13 protein-coding genes are annotated in these 14634 nt (G+C 56.0%); 12 read left to right on the forward strand and 1 reads right to left on the reverse strand.

The genetic code is table 11. The annotated features are described in order from the left end of the window. Window positions 1-197 precede the first annotated feature (197 nt). The 10 genes from PKO02S_RS33860 (at window position 198) to ppk1 (ending at window position 10285) form a co-directional block, all read left to right on the forward strand. Complete coding sequence (locus PKO02S_RS33860; RefSeq protein WP_373865206.1) at window positions 198-332, forward strand: hypothetical protein; 135 nt, start codon at window positions 198-200, stop codon at window positions 330-332. Window positions 333-431: 99 nt separating this feature from the next. Continuing rightward, window positions 432-935, forward strand: coding sequence for a phosphatidylglycerophosphatase A family protein (locus tag PKO02S_RS11415; protein WP_127582779.1), 504 nt, complete (start codon window positions 432-434; stop codon window positions 933-935). Window positions 936-1190: 255 nt separating this feature from the next. Beyond that, the gene (locus PKO02S_RS11420; protein WP_127582781.1) at window positions 1191-1379 is read left to right on the forward strand and encodes a glutamate decarboxylase; all 189 of its coding nucleotides are present in this window, start codon (window positions 1191-1193) and stop codon (window positions 1377-1379) included. Between the two features lie 45 nt (window positions 1380-1424). Then, window positions 1425-2306, forward strand: a complete 882-nt coding sequence (accD, locus tag PKO02S_RS11425) for an acetyl-CoA carboxylase, carboxyltransferase subunit beta (protein ID WP_127582783.1) — start codon at window positions 1425-1427, stop codon at window positions 2304-2306. Then, window positions 2299-3273, forward strand: a complete 975-nt coding sequence (locus PKO02S_RS11430) for an acetyl-CoA carboxylase carboxyltransferase subunit alpha (RefSeq protein WP_127582785.1) — start codon at window positions 2299-2301, stop codon at window positions 3271-3273. Before accD ends, PKO02S_RS11430 begins: the two co-directional genes overlap by 8 nt. Before the next feature lie 99 nt (window positions 3274-3372). Continuing rightward, window positions 3373-5127, forward strand: a complete 1755-nt coding sequence (gene pyk, locus PKO02S_RS11435; protein ID WP_127582787.1) for a pyruvate kinase — start codon at window positions 3373-3375, stop codon at window positions 5125-5127. Between the two features lie 234 nt (window positions 5128-5361). After that, entirely contained in the window at window positions 5362-6954 is a 1593-nt protein-coding gene (locus tag PKO02S_RS11440; protein WP_127582789.1) for a type 2 periplasmic-binding domain-containing protein, read from the forward strand. A gap of 145 nt (window positions 6955-7099) precedes the next feature. Further along, the gene (locus PKO02S_RS11445; protein WP_127582791.1) at window positions 7100-7582 is read left to right on the forward strand and encodes an acyl-CoA thioesterase; all 483 of its coding nucleotides are present in this window, start codon (window positions 7100-7102) and stop codon (window positions 7580-7582) included. Between the two features lie 126 nt (window positions 7583-7708). Further along, window positions 7709-7966 carry a hypothetical protein gene (locus PKO02S_RS11450; protein ID WP_127582793.1) on the forward strand — a complete coding sequence of 86 codons (258 nt, stop codon included), beginning with the start codon at window positions 7709-7711 and terminating at the stop codon, window positions 7964-7966. 213 nt (window positions 7967-8179) lie between these two features. Beyond that, window positions 8180-10285, forward strand: coding sequence for a polyphosphate kinase 1 (gene ppk1 / locus PKO02S_RS11455; RefSeq protein WP_127582795.1), 2106 nt, complete (start codon window positions 8180-8182; stop codon window positions 10283-10285). Here ppk1 and PKO02S_RS11460 read toward each other — a convergent pair. Further along, complete coding sequence (locus PKO02S_RS11460) at window positions 10260-11801, reverse strand: Ppx/GppA phosphatase family protein (protein ID WP_127582797.1); 1542 nt, start codon at window positions 11799-11801, stop codon at window positions 10260-10262. The two genes, ppk1 and PKO02S_RS11460, sit on opposite strands and share 26 nt — an antisense overlap. Window positions 11802-12032: 231 nt before the next feature. Here PKO02S_RS11460 and citZ point away from each other — a divergent pair, with 231 nt between their 5' ends. Then, window positions 12033-13145, forward strand: coding sequence for a citrate synthase (gene citZ / locus PKO02S_RS11465; RefSeq protein WP_127582799.1), 1113 nt, complete (start codon window positions 12033-12035; stop codon window positions 13143-13145). A gap of 138 nt (window positions 13146-13283) precedes the next feature. After that, window positions 13284-14582, forward strand: coding sequence for an NADP-dependent isocitrate dehydrogenase (icd, locus tag PKO02S_RS11470; RefSeq protein WP_127582801.1), 1299 nt, complete (start codon window positions 13284-13286; stop codon window positions 14580-14582). Window positions 14583-14634 lie beyond the last annotated feature (52 nt).

A 14634-nucleotide genomic window follows, 5' to 3' on the forward strand; every position in this document is an offset into this window, starting at 1 on the left:
CGCCGAGCGCGCCAGCCGGCGCCGGCCGTCGGGCCAGCCGCGCCGCTGGCGGCTCCGGCGGCCCTGCCGCCAGCGCTTCCGCCTCCGGCGGCCCCACCGCCAAGACGCAGCGGCTGTTCGTCAAGATCGCCGCGGACCGCGAGACGGCCGAGCTCTTGACGCGCCTGCAGGGCGTACTGCAGCAGCACTCCGGCTTCATGCCGGTCGTGCTGTTCTACGAACGCGAGCAGCGATTGCTCGCGCTCGGCGACCAATACCGCGTCAAGCCGTCGCCGCCGCTCATCCAAGCGATCGAGGCGGTCATGGGCGGTGGCACCGCCCGCGTCAAATAGGAGCCAAGCTTGTCGGAACATTTCGCACGCCTCCCGCATACATTTGTTAGACACGGTTTGTCACCCTGTGGCTGGCAAGCCTAAGTAGGAGGAGTGCACATGTCGAATCAGCTGGCCCTGCAAATGCTTGCCAAACGCGGCGTCACATTGAATGATATCGCGGAGATTGTATTAACGCTGCAGTTGCCTTACAACAATGCCCTAACGAAGGAAGAGTGCGCGGAAAGCGTATTGGCCGTCTTGAACAAGCGAGAGGTTCAATTCACTTTATATACCGGCATCGCGCTCGACGAGCTGGCGGAGCGCAGGCTGCTGCCCCAGCCGCTGCAAGAAATTATGGAGCACGACGAGCCGCTGTACGGCGTCGATGAGACGCTGGCGCTGGGCATCGTGCATGTATACGGGATGATCGGGCTCACCAGCTTCGGCTACCTCGACAAGCAGAAGATCGGCATCATCCGCGACCTGAACAACCAGGAGCAAGGCATCCACGTGTTCCTGGACGACTTGGTGTGCGGGCTCGCCGCCGCGGCATCCGCCCGGATCGCGCATCAGAACAAGAACGTCACCGACTACGCGCCAGAGACGGCGCAAGGCAATTGAGCCGATGACGCCGCGCGGCGTCCCGACGACTGGAAGTTGCAGGAAACCCTTGCGTACTCGCCTGAGTTTCTCTCTGCTTTCAGCCGTTTTATACATAGAGCTCATCTGGACTGGCCCTCTGACAATCTATCGCCGCCGTGCCCTCGGACCATAGAAGCCCGACAACCCGCTTTGTTGCGGGAAAAACCGAAGGTATGATATCATTGAAACAATGTACCGGCTTGAGTGGCGTAGTCAGGGAGGTTGTTAGAAGCCATGTGGACCGTAATATATATTGCTCCTACAGCCAAGATCGCAGAGCGTATCAAGCAGAAGCTGACGGAAGAAGGTTTCCTCGTTCAGTTGCGTCCGATCAGCCTGTCGAAGCATCAATACGAGATATTGGTCCCTGAAGGCGAGCTGGAAGAAGTTCAGGAAGTGCTGAATGCAATCCTGCACGGATAAGAGGGATTGCCGCGCAGTCTGACAACGGATTGGTGAGGTGTAAAAGTGTTAAAAGACTTTTTTCAGAAGAAAAGGAAATACGCAACCATTCCCTCGGAGAAAACCAAACGCGAAATCCCCGAAGGCATCATGAGCAAGTGCCCCAAGTGCAACAAGATTCAATACAGCAAAGAGCTGGAGAAGAACCTGAAGGTATGTGCGGAGTGCGGCTATCACCACAATTTGAGCATGATGGAACGGATCGAGTACACGCTCGACGACGGACGTATTTTTGAGTATGACAGCGATATGGTGTCGGAAGACCCGCTAGAATTCGAAGGATACGAGGACAAATTGTCCCGTTCGATGGGAACGACCGGCTTGCGCGACGCCGTTATTACAGGTGAAGGTACGATTGGCGGCTTTCCGGTTGTGGTGGCCGTCATTACATTTGACTTTTTCCAAGGCACGCTAGGTTCGGTTGTCGGCGAGAAGATTACGAGAGCGATAGAAGCTGCGATCCAGAAAAACTATCCGCTTCTCATTTTCTCCACATCCGGCGGTGCGCGTATGCAAGAAAGCATTTTCAGCCTCATGCAGATGGCCAAGACAAGTGCGGCTCTGTCGCGGTTTCATGACAACGGCAACCTGTACATCTCCGTCATTACCGACCCGACCTATGGCGGCGTGACGGCTAGCTTCGCTATGCTGGGCGACATTATTCTGGCGGAGCCCGGAGCGAGATTCGGCTTCGCCGGGCGGAAGGTCGTCGAGGAGACGATCCGTCAGAAGCTGCCCGACAATTTCCAGACGGCCGACTTCAACCTGAAGCACGGCCAGCTCGACAAAGTCGTGCACCGCAAAGATTTGAAGGCGACGATCGGTAAAATACTGGACTTGCACCAGCCGCCGGTCGCAGCGAAGAAGGGAGTCGGGACGCATGTCTGACATGCCTTTTGAACGTCCTCTTGTGGAGCTGCGCAGCAAGATCGACGAATTGAAGAAGTTCGGCAATGACAAGCAAATCGATTTCACCGACGAAATCGCCAAGCTGGAGGAGCGCTACTCCAAGCTGGAGGAAGAGCTCTATGCCGGCCTCTCGGCCAGAGAGAAGCTCCAGATCGCCCGCCATCCGCTGCGGCTCAAGACTTTGGATTACATCAATCGTGTGTTTACCGATTTCATTGAATTCCATGGCGACCGGGCGTTTCGCGACGATCTGGCGATTGTCGGCGGCATCGCCAAGCTGAACGGCATCCCCGTTACTGTTGTTGGGCATCAGAAGGGTGTCGATACGAAGGACAACATCGCCCGCAACTTCGGCAGTCCGCATCCGGAAGGGTTCCGTAAGGCGCTGCGGCTCATGCAGCAGGCGAACAAGTTCGGGCGTCCGATCGTGACGTTCCTCGATACGAAGGGCGCCGCTCCCGATACGGAAGCGGAGGAGCGCGGCGCCGGCGAAGCGATCGCCCGCAACCTGCTGGAGATGGCCGGGTTCCGCGTGCCGGTCATCTGTGTTGTCATCGGCGAAGGCGGCTCCGGCGGAGCGCTCGCGCTCGGCGTCGGCAACCGAGTGCTGATGATGGAGAATGCGGTATACTCCGTTATCAGTCCGGAAGGGGCAGCCACGATTTTGTACAAGGATGCGACCCAATCGCTGAAAGCGGCAGAGCGGATGAAGATTACCGCGACCGACCTGCTCGGCTTCAAGGTCATCGACGAGATTATCCGCGAGCCTCGGGGCGGAGCCCACCGGGATCCGGAGCAGCAGGCCGCATGGATGAAGGACGCGCTCTGGCGCAATATGCAGGAGCTGCGCGCGATGAGCGGGGCGGAGCTGCAGGAAGACCGGTACCGCAAGTTCCGGGCGATGGGCCGTTATTCGTTCCTGCAGGAGCTCGTGGAACAGCGTTAACCAAACTTTTATATATACCGATAGGGGTCCCTATAGAGGAGCCGGTACATTTACCGGCCCCTTTATGTTGGGAAAATACAGGAGGAGAACATAGTAGCTATGCGTAAAACCAAAATCGTTTGTACGATCGGGCCATCCAGCGAATCGCTGCCGATGCTGAAGCAGCTGATCGGCGCCGGAATGAACGTAGCGCGTCTGAATTTCTCTCACGGCGACTTCGAGGAGCACGGCAATCGAATCCGCAACATCCGCCAAGCTTGCCTGGAGCTGAACAAGACTGTTGCGATTCTGCTCGACACGAAGGGACCGGAAATCCGGACGGGCAAGCTGCAGGCGGATTCGTACGAGCTGGTGCAGGACGAGCATCTGATCTTGACGACCGAAGAAATTATCGGCGATAACCAGCGCATTTCCGTGACTTACAAGGATTTGCCTAAAGACGTACATGTAGGATCGACGATTCTGATCGACGACGGCTTGATCGGCTTGTCGGTGCTTGAGATTCGCGGCAGCGAGATCGAATGCCGCATCGTGAACGGCGGTACGATCAAAGGCAAGAAGGGCGTCAACGTCCCGGGCGTCAGCATCTCGCTGCCGGGCATTACGGAGAAAGACGCGAACGACATTATTTTCGGCATCGAGCAGGGGATCGACTTCATCGCCGCTTCCTTCGTCCGTAAGGCGAGCGACGTTATGGAAATCCGCCAGCTGCTAGAACGCTACAATGCGCCTCATATCCAGATCATCTCCAAGATCGAGAACCAGGAAGGCGTCGCCAACTTGGACGAAATTCTGGAAGTGAGCGATGGGCTGATGGTCGCGCGCGGCGACTTGGGTGTGGAGATTCCTGCCGAAGAAGTGCCGCTCGTTCAGAAAAACATGATTCGCAAAGGCAATTTCGTCGGCAAGCCGGTTATCACCGCGACGCAGATGCTTGACTCGATGCAACGCAATCCGCGGCCTACGCGCGCGGAAGCGAGCGACGTAGCGAACGCGATCTTCGACGGCACGGACGCGATCATGCTGTCCGGCGAGACGGCGGCCGGCAAGTACCCGATCGAGTCGGTCATAACGATGTCGCGCATCGCGGAGCGCGCCGAGCAAGCGCTCGAGTACCGCGAGATGTTCATCAAGCAAAGCTCCGCGCAGCAGCGCACGATTACGGAAGCGATCAGCCAATCCGTGGCGAATTCCGCACTCGATCTAGAGGCGAAGGCGATCATCACTCCGACGGAGAGCGGCTATACGGCACGGATGGTGTCCAAGTATCGGCCGAAATCGCCGATCGTAGCCGTTACGCCGAACGAGCAAGTGATGCGCCGCCTGTGCCTGATCTGGGGCGTCGTGCCGATCAAGGGCGAAGAAGCCCTCAACACGGACGAAATGTTCCAGCAGGCGGTGGACAGCACGATGAAGTCCGGGCTGATCCGTCTAGGCGATCTTGTCATCATCACCGCCGGGGTGCCGGTCGGCCGTTCCGGCTCGACGAACCTGATGAAGGTGCACCATGTCGGCGAGATGATCGCGAAGGGCCAAGGCATCGGCAGCCAATCGGCGACCGGCATCGTGGTCGTCGCCAGCACCGCGCAGGAAGCGGTCGAGAAGATGAAGCCCGGTGCGATCCTTGTGACGACGGCGACGGACAAGGAGTGCATGTCGGCGTTCGAGCAAGCGTCCGCCGTCATCACCGAAGTCGGCGGCATCACGTCCCATGCAGCCGTGGTCGGCTTAAGCCTCGGCATTCCGGTCATCGTCGGAGTGAACAATGCGCTTAGCCTCATGCACGATGGCATGGAAGTGACCGTATACGCCGAGATCGGCGTCATCTACACCGGACAAGCCAAAGTCCTGTAAGCGCGAAGTAACCGATCGCCCGCCTGGCGCTAGTGCCTGGCGGGTTTTTTGCACTCACTTGCATTTTTCGAACATAATATGTGTATTTCGAACAATGAAATAGATGCAAAAAATGACATAGTGCAACATAAAAAAACATATTAGAACGTCTTAAGATAGGTTACGATTCGTAGTATAAAAGAGCTGGCTGCCCAGACGGACTTTCCTTTGTATAAGAAAAGGGGAAATCAAAACATGGCAAATCGATTAGTCCTCGCCCTATCGGCGGCAGTCCTGCTGGCTTCAACCCCCGTGCTGGCCGCATGCGGCAAAAACTCGGATGAACCGGGCGCCAGCTCCAAGCCGGAAGACAATTCTCCTTATACATTCACGATCATGCACAACGACGGCGGGAACGCGTATATCAAGTCGATTGCAGGTGCTAAGGAGAACCTCTATGTGAAAGAAATGTCCCGTTTGTTCAGCGAATACAGCAAAAAACCGACAACAATCCAATTCGAATACTTGCCGTCTGCCGACTACTCTCAGCAGTTGACCGTGCGGTTCGTCTCCAGGGACGTTCCGGAAGTGGTCTCCACCACTTCAATATCGGACAAAGGCCATCCGACAGCCATACAGAACGGCGTGTTCCTGCAACTGAACGAGCTGATCGACAAATACGGCCCTAATTTGAAAAAGAAAATCCCGCCATACGTTTGGGACTCCCCTCGGGTCAGTCAGAACGGCAAAATCTATGGTATACCTGCACTCGTGAACCCGATCAGCCCGACTGCTCTCTACGTGCGTCAGGATTATCTCGACAAGCTGGGCATAACGAAGCAACCGGAAACCGCCGAAGAGTTCCTCGCTTTTTTCGAGAAAGTGAAGACGACCGACTTGAACGGCAACGGTAAACACGACGAAGTCGGCTACGCGATGCGCGGCGGTTTCGGGTTCAGCAACGCTTTTTTCGCCATGTATAAGCTGTTCCCGGGCTCCTGGCAGATGGTGGACGGCAAATATACGCCGGATATCGTCAATCCAAAAATGAAAGAAGCGGTTGGCTTCTACAAGCAGCTGTTTGACAAGGGGTACATCGATAAAGACTTCATCAACGCGAAGGACGCCGACTGGACGAGCATGATCAAGAACGGCCGTGCGGCTGTTTGGAGCCACGATTTGCGGAATATCGGCTCGAGCTGGGGGCAGGCGAACTTCGAGAACAAGGACGTGAAGCTCGGTCTGCTCCCGGGCTTCAAACAAGCCGACGGCAACAACTATTTACAGCCTAGAGGTCTGGGTATCTCGAAGGTCGACGTGATCATAAGCACAGCCAAAAATCCGGAGCGCATCGTTCAATTTCTGGATTGGCAGTTCTCGGATGACCCGATCAAGACGAAGTTCCACGAATTCGGCATTAAAGACCGGAACTATACGGAAGTGAACGGCAAAGTAAAGTGGGACCCAGCCGGCGAGTTCAATAAAAACGGCGAGAGCGGGTTTTATCAGGCGTCCCTCAACCAAGCGGGCGATACGCGCATGGACATCCCGGTTGTAGAAGCCGCCGGTGCGGTCGATCTGAACGTGTTGAAGAAAGGGTTGGAGTATATCGAGAAAAACCAATGGGACGACATATCCATCAACATGCCGGCTCCGGAAGCAATCCGCACGAATCCGGAGCTCGACTACGGGGCTGGAAGCTTGTTCCTCGATATGCTGCTCAAAGTCATCACAGGCAAAGTACCGCTTGATTCCGGCTTCAACAGCTACGTTGCCGAATGGAAGAAAAAAGGCGGCGAAAAGGCGATCGATGAAGCGACCCAGTGGTACAACAGCCAAAAAAAATAAAAGAGGAAATGCGCCGGTTGGTCTCGACCGGCGCTTCCTTCATGAAAGGACTTGATTGAGTAGCGCTGACCTGCGCGTGCTTTGAGCTTTGCGCCGGTTCCTTGTACAATAGGAGCAAAGTGCAAGGGAAGAGGGGGGCAGACAGATGACCGAGCAACATCCGAGGTGGTTCACCCACCGGCTGCGAGTACGCTATCAGGAGACGGATCAGATGAGCGTCGTGTATCATGCCAACTACTTGAACTGGTTCGAGCTCGGGCGGACCGAGTTGATCCGCGAGCTTGGTTTGCCATATCGGGAGCTGGAGGCGCGGGGGCTGTTGCTGCCGGTGGTGGAGCTGGAATCGAAGTTCAAAGCGCCGGCGCGTTATGACGATCTCATCGTGATCTGGACCCGTGTAGCTGAATTCAGCTCCCTGATGGTGCGGTTTGAGTCGCAAATCCGGCGCGAGTCGGAGACCGACGCTGAGCCGTCCGGTTTCGCCGACAAGCCGGAAGGCGAGCTTCTGGTGAGCGGCGGCACGAAGCATATTTGGGTCAACCGGGACTGGAAGCCCGTCCGCGTGAGCAAGGAAGCCCCGGATTTATACGCTCTATTGGAACAAGCGGGAAGAGGAGTTCCATCGTAGCTCCCCTCTTCCTGCCTCCCACGCGCTGACGGAACAAATCCTCGCCTATGTTGGCGGGGGTTCTTTTCGTAATGTATCTGATATCAGACGCGAAAATGGGAATACAAACTTTAGGAGGCTGAAGGGATGTCAGACATCGTCAATCTTGATCGAGATCTGATAGAAAATTGTTTCTTTAGGTTGAATGCAAAGCTGCAGGGGGCCGGAGAAGAAGGAGAAGTTGTCCTTTTCGGTGGAGCCGCGATGTGTCTTGTCTTTGGCAGCAGAGGGTACACGAGAGATACGGTATTCGAACCTAAATCGAATATGTATCAAATGGCGAAGGAAGTTGCAAAGGAAATGGCGATTCAAGAGGATTGGTTAAACGACGGCATCACATTATGAATGCTACCGATTCGACATTCGCCGGAGGTTCAAATAGGCGCTGACTCCTATAAGCAATCGTATAGCATCGACGACGTAATCGCATACTAGGGAATACCAGCTTGTTAACTTTTCTGCGTAACGTAAACATCTGTTTTACAAAACATTAATATCGCGAAAACAATCCCCCTCCATACTGGTAGTATGTACACTACTGGTCTGGAGGGACTTTTCATGGAACAGGCATTGCTCGAGGCAAAACCGATCAAAGGGAGGCGAACCGCCGGATTCGACTATATTAATCGCGACTTAAGCTGGATCGAGTTCAACCGACGAGTGCTGGAGGAAGCCCAAGACCCTACAACCCCACTGCTGGAGCGGGCCAAGTTTCTGGCTATCGTGTCTACCAATCTCGACGAGTTCATGAGCGTCCGGGTGGCGGGTCTGCAGGATCAACTGAAGGCGGGCTATACGAAGACTGATTTTACCGGCTACTCGCCGGAAGGATTAATTCTCCGGATCATGAAGCGCACGGGCAAGATGGTGCAGGAGCAGTACAAGACGCTGCGGGAGCTGCACCGGGCGCTTGTGAAGGAAGGGCTCATTTTCACGGAATATGAAGATTTGAATACGACGCAGAAAAAACAGATGGACCAGTATTTCCACGAAATCGTATATCCGGTTCTGACCCCGATGGCCGTGGACCAAAGCCGGCCGTTTCCACTTGTGCACAGCCTCCACTTGTATCTCGCGGTAGTGTTGGAACGGGAAGGCGAGCAACCGGAGGAAGAGCCTTATTTTGCGATTGTACAAGTCCCCTCGAACTTATCCCGTACCGTACAAGTGCTGGGGCGTTCGAACAGCGTGAAGAAAGAATTTCTCATGCTCGAGGAATTGATTCGAGTGCATATCCAATCGCTGTTCCCGGGGTACATCCCGACGGCGGTTCATTCCTTCCGGATGACGCGCAACGCGGATCTGACGCTCAATGAAGAAGGGGCCGAAGATTTGCTGGAGGAGATTGAGAAGAAGCTCCGCCATCGCAGATGGGGGTCGCCGGTTCGGGTGGAGGTGGAGAAAGGGATTCACCCCTATGCCTTGGAGCTGCTGCAAGAGGAGTTCGAGGTGGGGGAACGAATCGTCTACGTCGACGGCCCGCTTGACTTGAGCTGCCTCATGAAGTTCGCAAACTCGCTACAAGGGTTCGAGCAGCTCCGCTATCCGAAGGTCGAGTCGCAATACCCGGTCGAGTTCGAGCAGTGCGACAGTGTGTTCGATGTGCTGCGTGAGCGGGATGTGCTCTTGTACCACCCGTACGAGTCGTTCCTCGCGGTCGACGATTTTATTGAAGAAGCGGCGCTGGATCCGGCGGTGCTTGCGATCAAGATGACGCTGTACCGCGTCAGCGGAAACTCGGCGCTCGTCCAATCGCTGGCGCAGGCAGCGGAAGCCGGGAAGCAGGTAACCGTCGTTGTCGAGCTGAAGGCAAGATTTGACGAAGAGCGGAACATCGCTTGGGCGAGGAAGCTGGAGAAGGCCGGTTGCCATGTCGTATACGGGCTGGTCGGGCTGAAGACACATGCGAAGATTACGCTGGTCGTCCGGCAGGAAGGGGACGAGCTTCGCCGTTACGTGCATGTGGGCACCGGCAATTACAACGGCAGCACGGCGAAATTGTATACCGATGTCGGCTACTTCACCACCGTTCCGTCAATCGGGGAAGACGCCTCCGTCTTGTTCAATGAAATTACCGGCTATGCGGCGCCGCATAATTGGAAGGCGTTCGCCGTGGCGCCGGCCGACATGAAATCGAAGCTGTTCAGCCTGATCGAACGGGAATCGGAGAATGCGGCTGCCGGCAAGCCTGCCCGTATCGTCGCCAAAATGAACTCGCTGTCCAATCAGGAGATGATTGATCGGCTGTATACGGCGTCGCAGGCCGGCGTTCAGATCGATCTGATCGTCCGCGGCGTCTGCTGTCTGAAGCCGGGCGTGCCGGGTCTTAGCGAGCGGATTACAGTGCGCAGCATCGTGGATCGGTTTCTGGAGCACAGCCGTCTGTTCTGCTTCGAGAACGGCGGCGAGCAGGAGGTGTGGCTGTCAAGCGCGGACTGGATGACGCGCAACTTGACGCGCCGCATCGAGCTGATGTGCCCGGTGCTCGATCCGAAGCTGAAGGGCATCTTGATCCGCATCTTGCGGCTCAGCCTCGACGACAACGTCAAGGCGCGCCAGCTGCAGTCGAACGGCCAGTACGTCCGCATTCACAACGAGCTGACGCCGTTCCGCAGCCAGTTCGAGGCGCAGGATATCGTCAGCTGGAAAAGGCTTGAGTCTTGACGTTCAGCCGGAGGCCCAGCACTTTATTAAAATCCTTGGCCGCTTGCTTCAGCTCGCGGAGCTCGATGTCCGGCGCTTGCGTGCAGATGCAGTCGAGCTGCAGCTCCTGGTTCACGACCCGAGCGTTCACCTGGCGGATCGGCTGAGTTTCGCTGCGGTCGAGGGCGATGGCCAGTCGAAGTATCGACCCTAACTTATAGACGAGCATCATGTCGTCCGCCTCCAGTAGCTCGGTGTAGCCGGTTGCGGGCGGACGGCTTTTGCTCTTGAGCTTGTAGGTGGCGATCAGCGCGCATAACACGATTTCCCGATGGGTCAAGCCGTCGATCCTCGCGTGCGCCATCAAGTAAAACGTATGCTTGTGATAGCTGTAATAATGAACCGTCACTCCGATGCGGTATAACAGGGCGGCGGTTTGCAAATACCGTTTCGCCCGCGCGCCGAATTCGCTTCCCATGCCCAACTGGTCGAATAGCTGCGAGGCCAGCCGATGCACATGCTCCACATGCGGGACGGGGACCGACGGATGCAGGGCTAGCAGGTTGCGGACGCTGTAGTCGAGCACGTCGGGGAAAATCGGCGATTCCGGGTACTCCATGACGAAGAACAGCCCGTCCCGAAGCCCCGCGCCGCTGACGACGTAATGCGAGGCGCAGATATGCCTGAAAACCGTGTGCAGAATGAGCAAGCCGGGCACAATAATATCCGTTCGATCGCCGGACAAGCCTTCGACCTTCTTGCGTTTGTCCGGCGGGAGTTCGGCCAGCTTGTCCAGCCACTTCTCGACCGAATCTGCCGTCATTTCATAGTTATGGGCGGTGTCCAATGCATATTTGCGCGCCTTTTGGTCGATTTTACACAGTGAGCGAACGGTGCCTCCCAGACCGACCAGGGGCAGTCCGAGATGTAAGCCGCCTCGCAGCCATGGCTCCTCTGTGAGCGCTTGTTCCACCGCTTCAACCAGCTTCTTCGCCTGTTCCGGACCCATGCTGCCGTCTTCCGGGGTGGCGAACCGCTTCGCCATATTGACGGCTCCGAACGGCAAGGATACACTATGCAGCACTCGGCGTCCGGTGAACAGCGATATCTCCGTGCTGCCGCCGCCGATGTCGATGACGAAGCCGTCTGACACATCGATCGTGTTGATCATGCCGATGAAGCCGAGTTGCGCTTCCTCTTCGCCGCTCAGCACTTGGATCGAGAAGCCGGTTTCTTGCTCCAGCCGAGCGACGATGGCGTCCGAATTGACGGCATTGCGCACCGCCGCCGTAGCGACGGCACGGATCTTCCCGACTCCGTGCGCCTGGCACAGCAGCCGGAAATCGTTCAAGATCCGGACGAGCGGATCAAGCCGGTCCAAGGGGATCGTGCCGTCCGCCGCCACTTTCTCGCTCAGCCTCGCCGAGTGTTTGCTCTCGTCAATGACGCGATGCGCGCTTTGTGCGATTTGTTCATAAATAACGAGTCGAACCGAGTTCGAGCCGATATCGATAATGCCGCTTCTTGTAGAATTCATCCTGTAACTTCCTCCGAACTGCAAATTATACCATTATTCTATCAAAAAAAGATTAATTGCGCTGATAATGAAGTTTTATATCCCCTTTTCTTCACTTCTGGGTCAAAATCATTTATCATAGTAACTGATAAGCTTTTCTTAGCACTCGCCGCTAATCTTATCGGTTCTGTTTATAACCCGTTATAACCTGTTGTTAGAACCTTATTTTACCACAAAGGAGCGATAAACCGTATGACTGCAACTAAAGGTCTCGAAGGCATCGTAGCGACAACGTCCTCGATCAGCTCGATCATCGACGGCGTCCTTACGTACCGCGGCATCGATATCGACGATCTCGCCGAGAACGCCTCGTTCGAAGAGGTCGCGTACTTGCTCTGGTACGGCAGCCTGCCGACCAAATCCGAGCTCGATCAGCTGCGCCGCCAGCTGAGCGACAGCGCCGCGATCCCTGACTCGGTCGTCCAGCAAATCAAGCTGTATCCGAAGAACACGAACACGATGGCTGCCCTGCGCACCGCCATTTCCTCGCTCGCGCTGTATGACGCGGAAGCCGGCGACATGAGCCGTGAAGCCAATCTCCGCAAGGCGATCCGCCTGCAAGCGCAATTGCCGACGGTTGTCGCCGCATTCGCCCGAATTCGTGAAGGCAAGGAGCCGATCGCTCCGAAGGCCGACGTCTCGATCTCCTACAATTTCTTATATATGCTGACTGGCAAGGAGCCTGAAGCGATTGCGGTTGAAGCGCTGGACAAGGCTCTCGTGCTGCATGCCGACCATGAGCTGAACGCTTCCACGTTCGCCGCTCGCGTTACGGTCGCTACTTTGTCCGATATTTACTCCGGCGTCACGTCCGCTATCGGCGCACTTAAGGGCCCTCTTCATGGCGGCGCCAACGAGGCCGTAATGGCGATGCTCGAGGAAGTGGGCGGCGTGAACAACGTCGAAGCCTACATCAGCGAGAAGCTTGCGAACAAAGAGAAGATCATGGGCTTCGGCCATCGCGTCTATAAGAACGGAGATCCTCGCGCCAAGCATCTGCAGAAGATGTCCCACGAGCTCGGCAAAATCACGAACAACATGAGCTGGTACGACATGTCGATCAAGATCGAGGATATGGTTACCGGTCAAAAAGGGCTGAAGCCGAACGTCGATTTCTACTCCGCTTCCGTGTACACCTCGCTCGAGATTCCGCGCGACCTGTTCACGCCGATCTTCGCGATCAGCCGCGTGTCCGGTTGGACGGCTCATATTTTGGAGCAATACGAGAACAACCGCTTGATTCGCCCGCGCGCCGAGTATACCGGTCCGGTGAATCAGAAGTACGTTCCGATCGAGAACCGCTAATCCGGCGATTACGGTTCCGCTCCGCATCCTTATCCGTCAGCTTCTTACCGCTAAGCCCAACGGGTGTTTCGGACGGCTTTTCCGATACCCCCGTTCTTTTGCGGTCATTTTCCAATACAATATATGGAGGAATCATTCATGCCACAATTCGAACAATACTCCCTTCCGACTGAAGGCGAACGCATCACGATTGAGAACGGCAAACTGCAAGTCCCTAACAACCCGGTTATCCCATTCATCGAGGGCGACGGTACAGGTCCTGACATCTGGGCGGCTTCCAAGCGCATACTGGATGCAGCCGTAGAGAAAGCTTATAAAGGCGAGAAAAAAATCGCTTGGTACGAAGTGTTTGCCGGCGAGAAAGCATTCAACCAGTATAACAGCTGGCTGCCAGCCGACACGCTGACCGCCGTTCGCGAATATATCGTGGCGATCAAAGGACCTTTGACAACTCCAGTAGGCGGCGGGATCCGCTCCCTGAACGTCGCTCTTCGCCAAGAGCTCGACCTGTACACTTGCTTGCGTCCGGTTCGCTACTTCAATGGCGTCCCCTCCCCGGTTAAGCGCCCTGAGCTGGTCGACATGGTCATCTTCCGTGAAAACACAGAGGACATCTATGCAGGCGTGGAGTGGCAAGAAGGCTCCGAACAAGTGAAGAAAGTGCTCGAATTCCTGCAGAAGGAAATGGGCGTTAACAAAATCCGTTTCCCTGAAACCTCCGGTATCGGCATCAAGCCGGTGTCCAAGGAAGGCTCCGAGCGCTTGATCCGCGCTGCGATCGAGTATGCGATCGAGCATAAGCGCAAGAGCGTAACCCTCGTGCACAAAGGCAACATCATGAAATACACCGAAGGTGCCTTCAAGAACTGGGGCTATGAGCTGGCTGAGCGCGAGTTCGGCGACAAAGTGTTCACTTGGGAGCAATACGACCGCATCAAAGCGGACCAAGGAACAGACGCTGCCAACGCCGCTCAAAAGGCCGCACTGGCTGAAGGCAAAATCCTCGTGAAGGATGCCATCGCCGACATCGCCCTGCAGCAAGTATTGACTCGTCCGACCGACTTCGACGTCATCGCGACGCTGAACCTGAACGGCGACTACTTGTCCGACGCTCTGGCTGCGCAAGTAGGCGGCATCGGGATCGCTCCTGGAGCGAACATCAACTATGTGACGGGCCACGCGATCTTCGAGGCGACTCATGGCACAGCTCCTAAGTACGCAGGTCTGGACGTCGTGAACCCAGGTTCCGTTACACTGTCCGGCGTTATGATGCTCGAGCACCTGGGCTGGCTGGAAGCGGCCGACCTGATCTACAAGGGCATGGAGAAGTCGATCAACAACAAAACCGTTACCTATGACTTTGCTCGTCTGATGGAAGGCGCGACGGAAGTGAAATGCTCCGAGTTCGCGAACGAAGTCATCAAGAATATGGACTAGGATTAGGATGCATGGACCCGGGGAGCTGCCTTACGCTAACCGGGCCCATTTA

Origin of the sequence: Paenibacillus koleovorans NBRC 103111, assembly GCF_004000845.1 — a bacterium.
GTDB classification, from domain to species: domain Bacteria; phylum Bacillota; class Bacilli; order Paenibacillales; family NBRC-103111; genus Paenibacillus_AA; species Paenibacillus_AA koleovorans.